A 15442-nucleotide genomic window follows, 5' to 3' on the forward strand; every position below is an offset into this window, starting at 1 on the left:
GCCGCTGGTCACCTCGCCGTCAGTCGCGCTGGTAGCCCAGGCTGATGCCGCGGGTGGCCAGCCACGGGACCGGGTCGATCTTGTCGGTGCCGTTGAGCCATACCTCGAAGTGGCAGTGCGGGCCGGTGGAGAAGCCGCGGTTGCCCATGGTGGCGATCTGGTCGCCAGCCAGCACCCGCTCGCCCGCGGAGACCGTGGCGGTGTCGATGTGGCCGTAGATGGTGATGGTGCCGTCGTCGTGCAGCACGCGCACCCACATGCCGAAGCCGGAGGCCGGGCCCGCCTCGATGACGGTGCCGTCGGCGACGGTGTAGATCGGCGTGCCGATCGGGCCCGCGACGTCGATGCCGAGATGCTGGACGCCCCAGCGTGCGCCGAAGCCGGAGGTGTAGCTGCCCGCGGCGAACTTGGCGAACAGCGGCCGCAGCTTGGCGGACTCCTGGGCGGCCAGATCTTCGGCGAACTTCGCGCCCTTGGCGAGGATGTCGCCGAATTCGTTCTTGTCGGCCACGGTGGTGGCGTCGAGCACCTGCGGCGCGTTGCCCTGCTCGTCGAGGCCCGCGGTGTTCATCGACTGCGCGGCGATCTCGTGGATCTGGCCCGCGGCCTCGTAGTCGACGCCGTGGTCGGGCTGCTGCGGCGAGGCCATCGCGGCCTGGCCCGCGGCGACGACCGCGCCCGCGGCGACGGCGATGACCGCGGCGCGGCCCTTGAGCGCGGTGGGCGGGGCGGGTACGCGGTGCGCGCCGCCACGGCGCTCGGTGCGGTGGGCTTCGGGCGGATCGGCGTAGGCGCCGTCGGAGGCGGCGGGCTCCCAGGTGGCGCTGCTGTAGGTGCCGGAGTCGTAGGAGTCGGACTCGTCCGCGGTCCACTCGTCCTCGGCGGGGGTCCAGGCCGAGCCGTCGGACCAGGTGTTCTGGGCGCGCCACGAATCGGTCTGCGGCCACGCGGTTTCGGGCTGCGCGGGGGCGCGCCGGGCCTGCGGATGCGAGGTGAACTCGTCGGTGTACCGGTAGCGATGGCCGGAGTGGGGCTGATCGTCGAGCGAGAAGGTGGAGCGGTGGTTCATCGGCTGCGCCGAATCGCCGACGGCTGTGCCAAGCGAGTGCTGAAGTGCCTCAAGCTTGTCGTCCTCCTCAGTCCTGACCTGCCAGTCGTGACCTGGTTGTCGTGACCTGGTTGTGACTTCGACCGCATTGACGGTAACGAAGCGATTGCAGGGTGGCAAGCGCTGGTCGGAAACCTACACCTACCTGTGAGATTCGTCACTGTAACGCAACTGGATATCTCACCGTTTTCGACCTCTCCGGGTGAGGTCTGTCGACGACGTAACGTAGTAGATCTCGGGTCGCTCCGGCTTTACCGGGCCCGACCTGCCACGGCGCCCGAAATCGGCCGAAAACTACTCGCCAGTAGCCTTGACCGGCGGTTTTCCCGACCTCCCGTTAGGGGTCGTGACCTGCGCCACTTAGGATGAATGTGGCCGATTGGCCCTCCATGTGACTGGTTAGAGTCCGACCCGACCCGCTACCGACGTCGGGCCGCCAACAAAGACGTTGTCATAGCAACGCAGACGAGACGGTGAGTACATGGATCTCTTCGAATATCAGGCGAAGGAGCTCTTCGTTAAGCACGGAGTGCCTTCGTCCGAGGGCCGGGTTTGCGACACGGCCGAAGAAGCGCGCGCGATCGCCGAGGAAATCGGCAAGCCGGTGATGGTCAAGGCGCAGGTCAAGGTGGGCGGCCGTGGTAAGGCGGGTGGCGTCAAGTACGCGGCCACCCCGGACGACGCGTTCACCCACGCGCAGAACATCCTCGGTCTCGACATCAAGGGCCACATCGTCAAGAAGCTCCTGGTCGCCGAGGCCAAGGACATCGCGGAGGAGTACTACATCTCCTTCCTGCTCGACCGCTCCAACCGCACCTACCTGGCCATGTGTTCGGTCGAGGGCGGCATGGAGATCGAAGAGGTCGCGGAGAAGACCCCCGAGCGCCTCGCCAAGGTCCCCGTGGACGCCGTCAAGGGTGTCGACCTGGCCTTCGCCCGCTCGATCGCCGAGCAGGGCCACCTGCCCGCCGACGTGCTCGACGCCGCGGCCGTGACCATCCAGAAGCTGTGGGAGGTCTTCACCAAGGAAGACACCACCCTGGTCGAGGTCAACCCGCTGGTGCGCACGCCGCAGGATGAGATCCTCGCCCTGGACGGCAAGGTCACCCTGGACGAGAACGCCGAGTTCCGCCAGCCCGGCCACCTCGAGTTCGCCGATGTCGACGCGACCGACCCGCTCGAGCTCAAGGCCAAGGAGAACGACCTCAACTACGTCAAGCTCGACGGTGAGGTCGGCATCATCGGCAACGGCGCCGGTCTGGTCATGTCGACCCTGGACGTCGTCGCCTACGCGGGCGAGAACCACGGCGGCGTGAAGCCCGCCAACTTCCTCGACATCGGCGGCGGCGCCTCGGCGGCCGTGATGGCCGCGGGCCTGGACGTCATCCTGGGTGACTCGCAGGTCAAGAGCGTGTTCGTCAACGTCTTCGGCGGCATCACCGCGTGCGACGCGGTCGCCAACGGCATCGTGGGCGCCCTCGAGGTGCTCGGTGACGCGGCCACCAAGCCGCTGGTCGTCCGTCTCGACGGCAACAAGGTCGAGGAGGGTCGCAAGATCCTCGCCGACGCCAACCACCCGCTGGTGACCCTGGCCCAGACCATGGACGAAGGCGCCGACAAGGCCGCCGAACTCGCGTTCACCGCCAAGTAAGGAACACTGACATGTCCATCTTCCTGAACAAGGACAACAAGGTCATCGTCCAGGGCATCACCGGCGGCGAGGGCACCAAGCACACCGCGCTGATGCTGAAGGCGGGCACCAACGTCGTCGGTGGTGTCAACGCCCGCAAGGCAGGCACCACGGTCACCCACACGGACAAGGACGGCAACGAGATCGAGCTGCCCGTGTTCGCTTCCGTGGCCGAGGCCATGGCGAAGACCGGCGCCGACACCTCCATCGCGTTCGTGCCGCCCGCCTTCTCCAAGGACGCCATCATCGAGGCCATCGACGCGGAGATCCCGCTGCTCGTGGTCATCACCGAGGGCATCCCGGTGCAGGACTCCGCCTACGCGTGGGCCTACAACGTGGAGAAGGGCGAGAAGACCCGCATCATCGGCCCGAACTGCCCCGGCATCATCACCCCGGGCGAGGCGCTGGTCGGCATCACCCCGAACAACATCACCGGCAAGGGCCCGGTCGGCCTGGTGTCGAAGTCGGGCACCCTGACCTACCAGATGATGTACGAGCTGCGCGATTTCGGTTTCTCGACCGCGATCGGCATCGGCGGCGACCCGGTCATCGGCACCACCCACATCGACGCCATCGAGGCGTTCGAGAAGGACCCGGAGACCAAGATCATCGTGATGATCGGCGAGATCGGTGGTGACGCCGAGGAGCGCGCCGCGGCCTACATCAAGGCCAACGTGACCAAGCCGGTCGTCGGCTACGTCGCCGGTTTCACCGCGCCCGAGGGCAAGACCATGGGCCACGCGGGCGCCATCGTCTCCTCCGGCGGCGGTACCGCGCAGGCCAAGCAGGAGGCCCTCGAGGCCGCCGGTGTGAAGGTCGGTAAGACGCCGTCCGCCACCGCCGCGCTGGCCCGCGAGATCCTGGAGAAGGCGTCCATCGCCTCCGCCTGATCCGGTCGGGGCCCGGAGGCGGTAGCTTGCGTAACCACGTAGGGCCCCCGGGACAGGCGAATTGAACACCGCCTGACGGATTTCACACCTACGAAGGCCGCTTCCCAGGTTTACGGGAGGCGGCCTTCGTCGATTCATCCACAGGCCGCGGTTTATCCACAGGCCGATCGGTTGGTGATGACCCGGGACAGCGCGTGCAGTAGCGTCAAGACCGGATCACCACCAGTCAGTTCGACGCGACCGATGCGCACGACTCGACAAGGAGACGACGACATGTCATACCCGACCGGGGGCTCCGGGTACAACGCACCCGCGACACCCGCCGCGCCCAGCCAGGGCCCGAGCACCGGAGCCGCCGCGGCTGCGCCATCGACCGCCGACGGCGCGGAGACCAAGGGCCTGCCCTTCCTCCTGACCGCGGCCGCCGCCGGACTCGGTGTGGTGACGTTCCTGCTCGGTTTCGCGCCGTTCGTGGGCATCACCCTGCTCAAGACCACCGAGACCGCGTCCATCTTCGAGACCACCGGCTCGGCCAACGCCACGCTGGTGCTGCTGGCCGCGCTGCTGGCCGGATTGTCGTTGCTACCCAAGCAGAATGCGCTCGGTGTGGCGGCGGCCGCCGCCGTGGCCGGGTTCGCGGGCATCGTCGTGTCGCTGATCAAGGCGGGCGACGGCACCGAGCTGCAGTGGGGCTCCTACGTCATCACCGCGCTGTCGTTCATCGTCGCGGTGCTGCTGGTGCTGGCGCTGCTGTTCGGTCTCGGCATCATCAAGGTGCCCGCGCCGAAACCGGCTCAGCCGCAGCAGCAGCCGGGTCAGTACGGCCAGTACGGCCAGCAGGGTTACGGCCAGCAGGGCGGCTACGGCCAGCCCGGGCAGCAGCAGTACGGGCAGCAGCAGGCCTACGGCCAGCCCTCGACCGGTGGTCAGTACCCCACCCAGTCGCCCTACGGCCAGCAGAGCCAGCCGTCGGTGCCGCAGGCCCAGCAGCCGTCCTACGGCCAGCAGCCGGGTCAGCCGGGTCAGCCGTCCTACGGCCAGCAGCCGCAGCAGCAGTCGCCCTACGGCCAGCAGTACGGTGCGCCGCAGCAGCAGTCGCCCTACGGCGCCGCCCCGCAGCAGCCGCGTCCCGACGAGAGCGCCACGCAGAACTTCGGTGGCCAGCAGCCGGGTCAGCAGCAGGCGTTCGGCGGTGCGTCCTACGGTGCGCAGCCGGGCACTCCGGCCGCGCAGCCGGGCACCGCGGCGGGTCAGCCGTTCGGTGGCGAGCAGACTGCCGACCCGGCGGCCGACGCCACCACCGCGTTCCGCCCGAACGACGACCAGAAGTAGACACCGCGGGCATGCCCGGCCTCGGTGTACGGACGCGCCGGGTATGCCCGAATACGCACGGCCGCCGCGGGTGGCACAGGACCGCGATCGCGAGCCCACAGGTCAGTGCCTGTGGGCTCGCGGCGCGCCTGACCCGCGCCCGCCGGGGAAGCTGCCACGCTGAATTGTCATGAGCTCCCGTAGTAACGCCCTGGTGCGCCGGACTTCCGGGTCGCTCGGCCGCGAGGACGCCGCACCGCCGCCCGGTCGCGAACCTGGCTGGTGGACACCCTCGCCCGAGCGCGCGCGGGCGCTGCTGCTGGTCGCCGCCCGGCCGACGATCTGCGCGCTGGCTGCTACGGTGACGCTCGTGCTGGTGGTCATGCTGACCACCGAGACCGAGCTCACCAGCGCGCCCGGCGCGGTCGGGGCCACTTGGCTCGCCGCCCATCAGATTCCGCTCACCGTCGGCCGCACCACGCTGGGTCTGCTGCCGCTGGTGCCCACCGCGCTGCTGGTCTGGCTGGCGGCCCGCGAATGCGCACGGGCGGTGCCGAATCGGCCGCAACCGATCGATCTGGCCTGGCTGGCCGGTGCCGTGCTCGCCGGGCCGCTGCTGATGACGGCGGTGTGCCTGGCCGTCACCGGGGACGCCGCGGGTGTCACCCCGCTGGAACGGCCCGGGCCGATCTCGGCCTTCGGCTGGGTGATCGTGCTGTACCTGGGCGCGGCGGCCGCCGGGATCGCGAGCCGCGCCTGGCCCGCGCTATGCGACCTGCTGCCGGTGGAGATCCCGGAGTGGGCCGTGCTGGGCGCGCGGGCCGCCCGGCGCACCGTGTTGCGGATGCTGGGCTGTGCCGCGCTGGCCACGGTGATCTCGCTGTTCGCCCACCTGTCTCGCTTCGAGGGGACCTATCAGCAGGCGCACAACGTCACCGATGTGCTCGGCATGAGCCTGCTCTCGCTGCTGTATCTGCCGAATGTGGTGATCGCCGCGGCCGGTCTGCTGTGTGGTGCCGCCGTGCAGTTCGGGACCGGGTCGGTCGGGCTGTTCGGGGTCGGCGGTGGTCAGCTGCCCGCGGTGCCCGCGCTGATCCCGGTGCCCGAGGGCCCGGCCTCGGCCTGGTGGCCCGCGCTGCTGCTGGTCCCGCTCGCCGTGGGCGTGCTCGGCGGCATCGAACTCGGCCGCACCAGCGACGACCGCCCCGGCGCCCCGTGGGCGACGCTCACCTCCGCTGGCCTGTCCACGCTGGCGTTCCTGGTGCTCGCCGCGCTCGGCAGCGGTCAGCTCGGCGCCGTCGGCTGGGTGGGGGTCGACCTGCTCATGCTGGTCCCGCTGATGGTGACCTGGTTCGGCTTCGGCGGTTTCGTCGGCATGGTCTTCGCCCGCCGCTTCCTGGCCCCGGCCGCGCCGGTCGAGGACTACGACGAAGACGACTACGACGACTACTACGACGAGGACGACTACTTCTACGACGACGAGGACGACGCGGACCCCGACGACACCGACCACGACGACGACACCTATGCCGACGCCGATCCCGCCGTCGAACTCGACGCCGAGCTCGTCGAGGACATCGACGACGAGGTCGAGGTGAGCATCGCCGCCCCCGGCTCCACCACCGAGCCCAACGCGGAGATCGTCGACGCCGAGGTGGTCGAGGCGGACCTGCCGGAAGGTGACACGACCACCGGTCGTTAAGCTCGACCCGGCGGTATCGCCGATCGCCGCCATCCGACCACACGCAGGAGTAGAGCGCTGACGTCCTCGTTCGCCCCGTGGAAGCCCGCAGGGACCCCGGCCACCGTCGTCGTCCTCGCCTCGGGCACCGGCTCGCTGCTCAACGCGCTGCTGGCCGCCGCGCGCGAGCCCGGCTACCCCGCGAAGATCGTCGCGGTGGGTGTCGACCGGGTCTGCCAGGCCACCGACCACGCCGAGACCGCGGGCATCGAGCACTTCCGTGTCGCGGTCAAGGATTTCCCCGACCGCGCCGCCTGGGACCACGCGCTGACCGAGGCCGTCGACGCCTTCCGGCCCGATCTGGTCGTGTCCGCCGGGTTCATGAAGATCGTCGGCCCCGCGTTCCTCGAGCGGTTCGGCGGCCGGTTCATCAACACCCATCCCGCGCTGCTGCCCGCGTTCCCCGGCGCGCACGGGGTGCGCGACGCGCTCGCCTACGGCGCCAAGGTCACCGGCTGCACGGTGCACCTGGTCGACGGGGGCGTCGACACCGGCCCGATCCTGGCGCAGGAGGCGGTCGAGGTGCTGCCCGGCGACGACGAGGCCACCCTGCACGAGCGCATCAAGGTTGTCGAGCGACGGTTGCTGGCGGAGGTCATCGCCGCCGTCGCGACCCGAGGCATTGTCTCCGACGGACGAAAGGCAGAAATTCCAGATGAGCGAGCACGCCGGTGAGTGAACGTAAGGCGATCCGCAGGGCGCTGGTGAGCGTCTACGACAAGACCGGGCTCGTCGAGCTGGCCACCGGACTGCACGCCGCGGGCGTGGAACTGGTGTCGACCGGCTCGACCGCGGGCAAGATCGCCGAGGCGGGTATTCCGGTCACCAAGGTCGAGGAGCTGACCGGGTTCCCGGAGACCCTCGACGGCCGCGTCAAGACGCTGCATCCGCGCGTGCACGCGGGCATCCTGGCCGACACCCGCCGTCCCGAGCATGTCGAGCAGCTCGTCGAACTGGGTGTCGAGGCGTTCCAGCTGGTGGTGGTGAACCTCTACCCGTTCACCCAGACCGTGGCCAGTGGCGCCAGCGTCGACGAGTGTGTCGAGCAGATCGATATCGGCGGGCCGTCGATGGTGCGTGCCGCCGCCAAGAACCACCCGTCGGTGGGTGTGGTCGTCGACGTCACCGACTACGACGACGTGCTCGCCGCCGTGAAGTCCGGCGGGTTCACCCTCGCCGAGCGGACCGCGCTGGCCGCCAAGGCCTTCCAGCACACCGCGAGCTACGACGTGGCCGTCGCGAGCTGGATGGGCTCGGTCGCCGTGCCCGCCGTCGCCGAGGAGACCGAGCAGTTCCCCGGCTGGGTCGCCGGTTCCTGGGAGCGCGCCGCGGTGCTGCGCTACGGCGAGAACCCGCATCAGGCCGCCGCGCTGTACACCAGCAACGACGGCACCGTGGGCATCGCGCAGGCGGAGCAGTTGCACGGCAAGGAGATGTCGTACAACAACTACACCGACGGTGACGCCGCCTGGCGCGCCGCCTTCGACTTCGACGAGCCCGCCGTCGCGGTGATCAAGCACGCCAACCCGTGCGGCATCGCCATCGGCGCCGATATCGCCGAGGCGCACCGCAAGGCCCACGCCACCGACCCGGTCAGCGCCTACGGCGGCGTGATCGCGGCCAACCGCGAGGTCAGCGTGGAGATGGCCGAGCAGGTCGCCGAGATCTTCACCGAGGTCATCGTGGCGCCCGGGTACGCGCCCGGTGCGGTGGAAGTGCTGCAGCGCAAGAAGAATGTGCGCGTGCTCGTGGCCGAACCGCCGCAGCGCAAGGGCGTGGAGCTGCGCCCGATCAGCGGCGGCGCGCTGCTGCAGGACCGCGACGTCCTCGATGCCGCGGGCGACGACCCGGTCAACTGGACCCTCGCCGCGGGCGACCCGGCCGACGCCACCACCTTGGCCGACCTCGAATTCGCTTGGCGCGCTTGCCGTGCCGTGAAGTCCAACGCCATCCTGCTGGCCAACGACGGCGCCGCCGTCGGCGTCGGCATGGGCCAGGTCAACCGCGTCGACTCCTGCAAGCTCGCCGTCGAGCGTGCCGGTGACCGCGCCACCGGTTCCGTCGCCGCCTCCGACGCGTTCTTCCCGTTCTCCGACGGCCCCCAGATCCTGGTGGCCGCGGGCGTGCGCGCCATCGTCCACCCCGGTGGCTCGATCCGCGACAAGGACACCGTCGAACTCTGCAAGGAAGCAGGCGTCACCCTCTACCTGACGGGCGCCCGCCACTTCGCGCACTGATCCGACCACGTCAACGGGTGCCGCACCAGCCTGGTGCGGCACCCGTTGGCGTTCTACACGGTGCCGAGGACCTGCCGGGAGCCGAGCGGGGACTCCAGCGGGAGTTCCACGGTGCCGAAGATGATGTTCATGGTGCACATTTTGCCTGCGGCGTCGGCGCGGGAGCCCGCGCGGAGGGTGATGGTGACGGCGTCGGGGGATTCGGTGACGGTGGCGTCGATGCCGTAGCACTGGGGGTTGCCGGTTTGGAAGTTGACGCCGATCGTGTTGTCGCTCAGGCGGGTCCACGAATCCGCGGGGAGCGGGTGGGGCTCCAGGATGGTGGGGTCCGGGGTGAAGCGGTGGCCGGTGGCGGCGTCCGGTGCCTCGACGATGGTGGTCGTATCGGGGTGGGAGGCCGGGGAATCGGCGGTGCCGCACGCGGTGAGGGGCAGGGCGAGGGCGGCCAGGGTGGCTGCGGTGCGCGCGACGGTTCTCATGGCGATCAGCCTAGACGCGGCGCGGGTGCGCGCGGGGCGGGCATTCTAAACGCGATCCAGCCCACAGTGAACTTTGCGCGAACCGTGCGCGTAACTCACCCATTTCCGCTCTGCGAGGACTACATTCGGCTGCGATGCGCCGCCGTGGCATACGGCGAGCATCGTTCTGTTGGATGCTCTGCAACTGGATCTTCGAAAGGACGAACGTGGGCGACACGCTGCGCGTAGGCGAAGAACTGGGACTGGGACAGTCCCTGACCGGCGGTGCGTACACCCTGGCCCTGCAGCCGGACGGCAACCTGGTGCTGTCCGAGCCCGACGGTAACGTCGTGTGGGCCGCACAAACTCATGGACAGGACGTGCAGCGCGCGGCCCTGCAGATCGATGGCGACTTCGTCCTCTACAAGGGTGACGGCGCCCGCGTCTGGTCGACCGATACCGTGGGCAAGAACGTCGAGCGTCTGGTCGTCCAGCCCGACCGCAATGTCGTGATCTACGGCACCGACGACTCGGTCGCGTGGGCCACCGCCACCAACACCGACAACCCGCTGCCCGCCCCGGAGCCCGTCGCCGCGGCGCCGGTCGCCGAGGAGCCACCGGCCGCGCCCGCCGCGCAGACCTACACGGTCGAGCCGGGCGACACCCTGTGGGCCATCTCGGAGCGTTTCTACGGTGACGGCAACCGCTACCAGGAGATCGCCTCGGCCTCCGGTATCGACAACCCGGACCTCATCAACGCGGGCCAGGTCCTGACCATCCCGTGACATGGGCGGCCGGGGCCGCGGGTTCGCGGCCCCTAGGGGCCGCCGGTCAGGCACCGCGGCTTGCTCCTTCGTCGCCTACGCCGCGGCACCTGACCGGCGACCCGGCCGCGAACGGTCGGTCGTAAGACTCCCTCCGCGGTGGTTGCGCTGGACATGAAAGTGGCCCCGAAGCTCTTGCTTCGGGGCCACTTTCGCGTCGGCGCTACTTCGTGGTGGTGAAGGGCAGCAGCGCCATCTCGCGCGCGTTCTTCACCGCGACGGCGACCTGTCGCTGCTGCTGCGGGGTCAGCCCGGTGACCCGGCGGCTGCGGATCTTGCCGCGATCGGAGATGAAGGTGCGCAGCAGGTTGACGTCTTTGTAGTCGACGTATTCGATGCCCGCCGCGATCAGCGGGTTCTTCTTCGGCTTGCGGCCCTGCTCGGCGCGTGCCTTCTTGGACGGTGCTCGCTTCACTGCCATGGAGTTTTCCTTACCAGCTCGATTTGTGGACCCCGGGGAGCTCGCCCCGGTGGGCCATCTCGCGCACACGGACACGGGACAGGCCGAACTTCCGGAGATGGCCGCGTGGCCGTCCATCAGCAGCATCCCGATTGCGCAATCGTACCGGACTGGCATCGCGGGGCTGGGCGCGCAGTTCGGCCTGCGCGGCCGCGCGCTGCTCGTCGCCGGTGTCGGGCTTGCGGATGATCTCCTTGAGCTCGGCCCGGCGCGCGGCGTAGCGCTCGACGATGGCGCGGCGCTGCTCGTTGCGGGCGATCTTGGACTTCTTCGCCATCAGCGCTCCTCGCGGAAATCGACGTGCTTGCGCACGACGGGGTCGTATTTGCGCAGGACCAGGCGGTCGGGGTCGTTGCGCCGGTTCTTGCGGGTGACGTAGGTGTAGCCGGTGCCCGCGGTGGACTTCAGCTTCACGATCGGCCGGAGTTCGGTCGCTTTCGAGGCCATGGATCAGCTCCTAGATCTTGTCGCCCCGGGCGCGGATGCGGGCCACCACGGCCTCGATCCCGTCCCGGTCGATGGTCTTGATGCCCTTGGCGGAGACCGTCAGCGTGATGCGACGGCCCTCGCTGGGCAGGTAGTAGGTCTTGCGCTGGATGTTGGGGTTCCAGCGCCGGTTGGTGCGCCGGTGCGAGTGCGAGACGGCTTTCCCGAACCCGGGCTTGCGACCGGTGACCTGGCAGTGGGCCGACATGCGACCTCCCTCCATGGATATGACAACCATTTTCGACAACAGGTATTCCGCACTGTACCGTTGGCCCTCGGGTAAATGAAAATCGTTATCGAAAGGGGTATCGGGTGCTGGACCAGTCCGACCGGAGAACGCCCGTGGTGCTGCTGGCTGGCTTCTCCGGACCCGCCATGAGCGGCGTCGAGCACATCGCGGCGACGCTGAGCCAGGACGCGGGCACCGTGGTGGTGCACCACGACCTGGCCGAACTGCGCGAAGGCGTGGTGCGCCGCACCGTGCGCACCGCGGGCAATGTCGCCACCACCGTGCTCGAGCTGGCGCACGGCTGTGTGTCGTGCACGCTGCGCGCCGACCTGCTGCCGATGCTGTGCACGCTCGCCGCGCGCGAGCCGGTGCGGCGCATCGTGCTGGCGCTGGACCCGGCCATCGAGGCCGAGGCGCTGTGCCAGGCGATCGAGACCGTCGAGGTCACCGGGGTGGCCGATCGGGTCGACGGGCCCGCGAGCCGCAATGTCCGGATCGAGGCCGTGCTGACCTGCCTGGACGGGCAGCAGTGGCTGGCCGACGCGACCGGTGACGAGGCGCTGGCCGACCGCGGCCTGGCCGCCGCCGACGACGAGCGCACGGTCGCCCAGGTGGCCGTCGGGCAGGTCGAGTTCGCCGACGCGCTGGTGGTGCTGGCCACCGATGTCGACGCGCTCGAACGCGAGCGGCTGGGCGCGGTGCTCGACCGGCTCGCCCCCGCGGCACCGACGGCCTGGCTCGACACGCTGACCGGCTTCGACGACATGGAGATCGGCGCGCTGCTCACTCGCGTGCCCGCCGATTCCCGGCGCGGCCGCGTCTTCGACGCGCACGCCCCGCTGCTGCGCGGCCAGCCCCCGCTGACCACCGACTGCGGCGTCTCGCTCATCGAGTTCGCCGCGCGCAGGCCGTTCCATCCGGTGCGCCTGCACGACGCGCTCGATGTGCTCTTCGACGGCGTGGTCACCGCGCGCGGCCGGATCTGGCTGGCCACCCAGCCCGACCAGGTGGTCTGGCTGGAGTCCGCGGGTGGCGGCCTGCGGGTGGGCAGCGCCGGGCGCTGGCTGGCCGCGATGAGTCCCGAGGAACAGGCCGGGGCCGACCCGGACCGCCGGGCGATGGCCGCGCTGCGCTGGGACGACCGTTTCGGCGATCGCGATGTGTCGCTGGTGATCCTGGCCCACGACGTGGACCCGGCGGAGATCCGGCACGCCCTGCACTGGGCCCTGGTCGAGGACGACGAGCTGCTGCTGGTCGACCGCGCGCCGGAGCGAGTCGCGCTGTGGGAGGACCCCTTCGGCGACTGGCACGAAGACCCCTGCGCCGACCCCGCCGAGGCACCCGCCACGGCGAGCGAGCGCACCAACCCCCGAGGAGAATCAGCATGAAAGCGGGCATCCACCCCGATTACCACCCGGTCGTGTTCGAGGACGCGAGCACCGGCAAGCAGTTCCTGACCAAGTCCACCGCGACCAGCGACCGCACCGTCGAGTGGTCCGACGGGAACACCTATCCGCTGCTGATGGTCGACGTGACCTCGGATTCGCACCCGTTCTGGACGGGCACCCATCGCAATCTCGACACCCAGGGCCGGGTGGAGAAGTTCGAGCGCAAGTACGGAAAGCGTACGCGCGCAGGCAAGGAGGGCTGAGTCATGGCGGTTCCCAAGCGTAGGATGTCGCGCTCGAACACCCGCAGCAGGCGTTCGCAGTGGAAGGCGGCGGTGCCGCAGCTGGTTCCGGTCACCGTGGCGGGTGTCGAATACCGGGTGCCACGTCGTATCGTCAATGCCGTGCGACGTGGCCTGATCGACCCTTCGCGGATCTGAGGGACGCGCCGCACCGGAGTCGAGGAGCCGTTTCGGAGGGGACAACCCGGATCGGGGAACCGACACCACAACGGCCTGCCGGGGAAACCCGGCAGGCCGTTGCTGTTGGCTGGAGTTCTCAGCCTTCGCGTTCGGCGAGGGCGACCAGCGTCGCCGCGAGCTGGAAGAACTTGTTGTTGCCCAGGTCGGCGATGGTCTTGATCTTGAGCGCCTCGAGCAGCTGCTTGTCGTGCGCCTCGGTCAGCCCGGCCAGGGCCGACGGCGGTGCGGCGAGGATCTCCGCGAGCGTCTTGTTTTCGAATTCCTTGTCGAGAACTTTGTCGAGCACCACGTTGACGGCCATACGAACTCCTTCGGACGAACCCGGGGATGTGCTGGGCGAGACGAAAGCGCCCATCCGCGACGATAGTCCCGCCGGGGCCGGTGTGGTGGCCGAACGCGCCGTGGATGGGGCGTGACCAGGGGCTTCTTGTCCAGGGGTCTTACCCGCGCCCTGTTGTGCCTGTTCAGGGGCTCTGGGCGGGTTCGGGGCAATCGGCCGGTTAACCGTGTGACACACGCCACTTGGCGAGAGGCGGTCGACGAGCTTGCCGGGTGATTGCTGGCGAGTGAATTGTGGACTCGCGGTTTGTTTTCTGGCACAAGAGAATTCCGGAACACCTGATGCGGAGTCCTGGACGGGTATGTACTCTCGTGCACGAGGGCGGGTTCTCCGGTGACGGAGAACCCGCTCATCGCCACTTCAGGGGCGGTTTTCCGGCCGGATCCGGTCGCTCGCGCGAGATTTCGCGAATGGGGCGGGCGTCCACAAATTTTCCGGCAAACCGGACGTTAGCTGGTCGACGCGGCGTCGCGCCGGTCCGGTGCCACCAGCACCGCGGTGATCGGGACCGTCAATCCCAGCGCCCCGATCACGAACATCGGGAACACCAGATCGAACAGCTGCAGCCCGACGGGCGCGCGCGTTCCGGGATCGATCGAGAACTCCAGGGCCGCGACCCCGAGGTGGTACACCCCGGCCACGCCCAGCGCGAACAGTACCGAGGCCAGCACCCGCAGCCCGACCAGCCGCACCGCTCCGAACGCCCACAGCATGGCGGTGCACAGGGCCATCGCGGCCAGCATGGCCAGCCCGATCAGGCCCAGCGATTCGTCGACACTGCCCTGCACCGTGAGCGCGTCCAGAGTGAGATAGGTCGACAACCCGATGCTCACGCCCATGGTCAGCCCGCCGACGATCACCCGCGGTAGGTGCGGTGCGCGGCCGCCGATCAGCAGCCCGGCCAGCACCCCGACCACCGCGATGGCCAGCGCCGAGGTACCGATCGCGGCGCTGTAGCGCACCGGACTGTCGTGCACCTGCACGCCGAGCAGCGCCACCGAATTGGCCAGCCACAGCCCGACCCCGCCGAGCGAGACCGCCGCCATGGTCAGCCACAGCAGCCGGAACTTGATCGAGTACCGGGCATGGCGCACGCAGGCGAAGGCCACCAGCGCGCCGAGCACCGACAGCGCCGGGGCCAGCCAGGCGACCCCGCCGCCGCGCCCGAAGGCGTCGGCCCCGGTCGCGGCGAGCGCGTCAACCACGCCTGCCCGCCCCCTCGAACTGCTGCGGCTCGAGCTGGGCGATGGCGTATTCGGTCACCGCCGCCAGTGCCTGACGGACCTCGACGGCATTGCGCGCGTCGATGTCGACGATCGGGATGCCCTCGCGCACCGAGAGCGCCTCGCGCAGTTCGGCGATCGGGAAGCGCGGGGCGTTGGGGAAGCGGTTGACCGCGATCAGGAACGGCAGCCCGCGCGCCTCGAAGAAGTCGACGGCCGCGAAACTGTCCTCCAGCCTGCGGGTATCGATCAGCACCACCGCGCCGATGGCGCCGCGGATCAGGTCGTCCCACATGAACCAGAAGCGCTTCTGGCCCGGGGTGCCGAACAGGTACAGCACCAGGTTGCCCGGCAGCACGATGCGGCCGAAATCCATCGCGACGGTGGTGGTTTCCTTCTCCGGCGTCTCGGCGAGATCGTCGATGCCGTCGGAGAAGTGGGTCACCATCGCTTCGGTGCGCAGTGGCACGATCTCCGACACCGCGCCCACGAAAGTGGTCTTTCCTGCACCGAATCCGCCCGCCACGACGATCTTCGTCGACGCGACGCGCTGGTCCGGTGTCGGTGGGCGCATG

At 69.5% G+C, this 15442-nt stretch carries 19 protein-coding genes; 10 read left to right on the top strand and 9 right to left on the bottom strand.

What is annotated here, in order from left to right; genetic code table 11:
• Window positions 1–19: 19 nt before the first annotated feature.
• On the bottom strand, window positions 20–1069 hold the full coding sequence (locus WA675_RS12295; RefSeq protein ID WP_336084374.1) for a M23 family metallopeptidase: 1050 nt from the start codon (window positions 1067–1069) through the stop codon (window positions 20–22).
• Window positions 1070–1589: 520 nt separating this feature from the next.
• On the opposite strand from WA675_RS12295, the gene sucC reads away from it, so the two are divergent.
• From sucC to purH, 6 genes are all read left to right on the top strand, one after another.
• Window positions 1590–2759 carry an ADP-forming succinate--CoA ligase subunit beta gene (sucC, locus tag WA675_RS12300; protein ID WP_336084375.1) on the top strand — a complete coding sequence of 390 codons (1170 nt, stop codon included), beginning with the start codon at window positions 1590–1592 and terminating at the stop codon, window positions 2757–2759.
• 11 nt (window positions 2760–2770) lie between these two features.
• Window positions 2771–3688, top strand: coding sequence for a succinate--CoA ligase subunit alpha (gene sucD, locus WA675_RS12305; protein ID WP_336084376.1), 918 nt, complete (start codon window positions 2771–2773; stop codon window positions 3686–3688).
• Between the two features lie 273 nt (window positions 3689–3961).
• On the top strand, window positions 3962–5020 hold the full coding sequence (locus WA675_RS12310; RefSeq protein ID WP_336084377.1) for a DUF5336 domain-containing protein: 1059 nt from the start codon (window positions 3962–3964) through the stop codon (window positions 5018–5020).
• Window positions 5021–5189: 169 nt separating this feature from the next.
• Window positions 5190–6701, top strand: coding sequence for a cell division protein PerM (locus tag WA675_RS12315; protein WP_336084378.1), 1512 nt, complete (start codon window positions 5190–5192; stop codon window positions 6699–6701).
• Between the two features lie 57 nt (window positions 6702–6758).
• Entirely contained in the window at window positions 6759–7415 is a 657-nt protein-coding gene (gene purN / locus WA675_RS12320; protein WP_336084534.1) for a phosphoribosylglycinamide formyltransferase, read from the top strand.
• The gene (gene purH / locus WA675_RS12325) at window positions 7412–8977 is read left to right on the top strand and encodes a bifunctional phosphoribosylaminoimidazolecarboxamide formyltransferase/IMP cyclohydrolase (protein ID WP_336084379.1); all 1566 of its coding nucleotides are present in this window, start codon (window positions 7412–7414) and stop codon (window positions 8975–8977) included. Before purN ends, purH begins: the two co-directional genes overlap by 4 nt.
• A 53-nt stretch (window positions 8978–9030) precedes the next feature.
• Here purH and WA675_RS12330 read toward each other — a convergent pair whose 3' ends face one another.
• Window positions 9031–9456, bottom strand: a complete 426-nt coding sequence (locus tag WA675_RS12330; RefSeq protein ID WP_336084380.1) for a hypothetical protein — start codon at window positions 9454–9456, stop codon at window positions 9031–9033.
• A gap of 206 nt (window positions 9457–9662) precedes the next feature.
• Here WA675_RS12330 and WA675_RS12335 point away from each other — a divergent pair, with 206 nt between their 5' ends.
• Window positions 9663–10220 (top strand): LysM peptidoglycan-binding domain-containing protein, encoded by a 558-nt coding sequence (locus tag WA675_RS12335; RefSeq protein ID WP_336084381.1) that lies wholly within the window; start codon window positions 9663–9665, stop codon window positions 10218–10220.
• 202 nt (window positions 10221–10422) lie between these two features.
• On the opposite strand, the gene rpsR is transcribed toward WA675_RS12335, so the two are convergent.
• Genes rpsR through rpmB form a run of 4 tightly spaced genes read right to left on the bottom strand, consistent with a single transcriptional unit; the run spans window position 10423 to window position 11413 of the window.
• Window positions 10423–10680, bottom strand: coding sequence for a 30S ribosomal protein S18 (gene rpsR, locus WA675_RS12340; RefSeq protein WP_067979995.1), 258 nt, complete (start codon window positions 10678–10680; stop codon window positions 10423–10425).
• Between the two features lie 10 nt (window positions 10681–10690).
• Entirely contained in the window at window positions 10691–10996 is a 306-nt protein-coding gene (gene rpsN / locus WA675_RS12345; protein WP_336084382.1) for a 30S ribosomal protein S14, read from the bottom strand.
• On the bottom strand, window positions 10996–11166 hold the full coding sequence (gene rpmG, locus WA675_RS12350) for a 50S ribosomal protein L33 (RefSeq protein WP_278261372.1): 171 nt from the start codon (window positions 11164–11166) through the stop codon (window positions 10996–10998). The genes rpsN and rpmG overlap by 1 nt, the downstream gene beginning before the upstream one ends.
• A gap of 10 nt (window positions 11167–11176) precedes the next feature.
• Window positions 11177–11413, bottom strand: coding sequence for a 50S ribosomal protein L28 (rpmB, locus tag WA675_RS12355; RefSeq protein ID WP_019049258.1), 237 nt, complete (start codon window positions 11411–11413; stop codon window positions 11177–11179).
• Window positions 11414–11517: 104 nt separating this feature from the next.
• Here rpmB and mrf point away from each other — a divergent pair, with 104 nt between their 5' ends.
• Genes mrf through rpmF form a run of 3 tightly spaced genes read left to right on the top strand, consistent with a single transcriptional unit; the run spans window position 11518 to window position 13262 of the window.
• Window positions 11518–12822 carry a ribosome hibernation factor-recruiting GTPase MRF gene (gene mrf, locus WA675_RS12360; protein ID WP_336084383.1) on the top strand — a complete coding sequence of 435 codons (1305 nt, stop codon included), beginning with the start codon at window positions 11518–11520 and terminating at the stop codon, window positions 12820–12822.
• On the top strand, window positions 12819–13085 hold the full coding sequence (locus WA675_RS12365; RefSeq protein ID WP_336084384.1) for a type B 50S ribosomal protein L31: 267 nt from the start codon (window positions 12819–12821) through the stop codon (window positions 13083–13085). The genes mrf and WA675_RS12365 overlap by 4 nt, the downstream gene beginning before the upstream one ends.
• A 3-nt stretch (window positions 13086–13088) precedes the next feature.
• Window positions 13089–13262 carry a 50S ribosomal protein L32 gene (rpmF, locus tag WA675_RS12370; protein ID WP_278261369.1) on the top strand — a complete coding sequence of 58 codons (174 nt, stop codon included), beginning with the start codon at window positions 13089–13091 and terminating at the stop codon, window positions 13260–13262.
• Window positions 13263–13380: 118 nt separating this feature from the next.
• On the opposite strand, the gene WA675_RS12375 is transcribed toward rpmF, so the two are convergent.
• The 3 genes from WA675_RS12375 to WA675_RS12385 form a co-directional block, all read right to left on the bottom strand.
• Window positions 13381–13605: a hypothetical protein gene (locus WA675_RS12375; RefSeq protein ID WP_336084385.1), complete on the bottom strand. Its 225-nt coding sequence runs from the start codon at window positions 13603–13605 to the stop codon at window positions 13381–13383.
• A 488-nt stretch (window positions 13606–14093) separates the two neighbouring features.
• Window positions 14094–14849, bottom strand: a complete 756-nt coding sequence (locus WA675_RS12380) for a hypothetical protein (protein ID WP_336084386.1) — start codon at window positions 14847–14849, stop codon at window positions 14094–14096.
• Window positions 14842–15441 carry a GTP-binding protein gene (locus tag WA675_RS12385; protein WP_278261890.1) on the bottom strand — a complete coding sequence of 200 codons (600 nt, stop codon included), beginning with the start codon at window positions 15439–15441 and terminating at the stop codon, window positions 14842–14844. Before WA675_RS12385 ends, WA675_RS12380 begins: the two co-directional genes overlap by 8 nt.
• Between the last annotated feature and the right edge of the window lies 1 nt (window position 15442).

This window comes from Nocardia sp. SSK8, assembly GCF_037034205.1.
Lineage (GTDB): Bacteria > Actinomycetota > Actinomycetes > Mycobacteriales > Mycobacteriaceae > Nocardia.

What these genes read in the sequence shown, in the direction of transcription:
- WA675_RS12295 (WP_336084374.1), bottom strand. Translation starts at nt 1,069, where the DNA reads ATGAACCACCGCTCCACCTTCTCGCTCGACGATCAGCCCCACTCCGGC.
- sucC (WP_336084375.1), top strand. Translation starts at nt 1,590, where the DNA reads ATGGATCTCTTCGAATATCAGGCGAAGGAGCTCTTCGTTAAGCACGGA.
- sucD (WP_336084376.1), top strand. Translation starts at nt 2,771, where the DNA reads ATGTCCATCTTCCTGAACAAGGACAACAAGGTCATCGTCCAGGGCATC.
- WA675_RS12310 (WP_336084377.1), top strand. Translation starts at nt 3,962, where the DNA reads ATGTCATACCCGACCGGGGGCTCCGGGTACAACGCACCCGCGACACCC.
- WA675_RS12315 (WP_336084378.1), top strand. Translation starts at nt 5,190, where the DNA reads ATGAGCTCCCGTAGTAACGCCCTGGTGCGCCGGACTTCCGGGTCGCTC.
- WA675_RS12330 (WP_336084380.1), bottom strand. Translation starts at nt 9,456, where the DNA reads ATGAGAACCGTCGCGCGCACCGCAGCCACCCTGGCCGCCCTCGCCCTG.
- rpsR (WP_067979995.1), bottom strand. Translation starts at nt 10,680, where the DNA reads ATGGCAGTGAAGCGAGCACCGTCCAAGAAGGCACGCGCCGAGCAGGGC.
- rpsN (WP_336084382.1), bottom strand. Translation starts at nt 10,996, where the DNA reads ATGGCGAAGAAGTCCAAGATCGCCCGCAACGAGCAGCGCCGCGCCATC.
- rpmG (WP_278261372.1), bottom strand. Translation starts at nt 11,166, where the DNA reads ATGGCCTCGAAAGCGACCGAACTCCGGCCGATCGTGAAGCTGAAGTCC.
- rpmB (WP_019049258.1), bottom strand. Translation starts at nt 11,413, where the DNA reads ATGTCGGCCCACTGCCAGGTCACCGGTCGCAAGCCCGGGTTCGGGAAA.
- WA675_RS12365 (WP_336084384.1), top strand. Translation starts at nt 12,819, where the DNA reads ATGAAAGCGGGCATCCACCCCGATTACCACCCGGTCGTGTTCGAGGAC.
- rpmF (WP_278261369.1), top strand. Translation starts at nt 13,089, where the DNA reads ATGGCGGTTCCCAAGCGTAGGATGTCGCGCTCGAACACCCGCAGCAGG.
- WA675_RS12375 (WP_336084385.1), bottom strand. Translation starts at nt 13,605, where the DNA reads ATGGCCGTCAACGTGGTGCTCGACAAAGTTCTCGACAAGGAATTCGAA.
- WA675_RS12385 (WP_278261890.1), bottom strand. Translation starts at nt 15,441, where the DNA reads ATGCGCCCACCGACACCGGACCAGCGCGTCGCGTCGACGAAGATCGTC.